A 282-nucleotide genomic window follows, 5' to 3' on the forward strand; every position below is an offset into this window, starting at 1 on the left:
CAAAAAGTTTCGCTGAAAAAACTGTTTGTTCAGACCAAAACCTTTCTAAAAGAGATGATGATTTAAAATATGTTTTTGGCATGGCTAAAGCATCAGTTCAGGACAGGAAGGCTTTTTCAGAAATTACCAAATCTTTATGGAATTCTAGGGAAAGGTGTAGTGATTTCGCCTGTGTCAGTGCATGGTATGAAACTGCGTTTGCCATTTATAGTGCTATCACAGAAAAAGGCATACCTGAAACGGATGGTACAAACGACATAATTAGAAATAGCCGATCTACAA

The 282-nt window shown here is 36.9% G+C and carries 1 pseudogene; it reads left to right on the forward strand.

Annotated features, from left to right (window positions below):
* Positions 1 to 282, forward strand: a pseudogene (locus FDX01_RS23165) (hypothetical protein); the annotation flags it as partial.

This window comes from Citrobacter sp. wls613 (genome assembly GCF_005281195.1).
Lineage (GTDB): Bacteria > Pseudomonadota > Gammaproteobacteria > Enterobacterales > Enterobacteriaceae > Citrobacter > Citrobacter gillenii.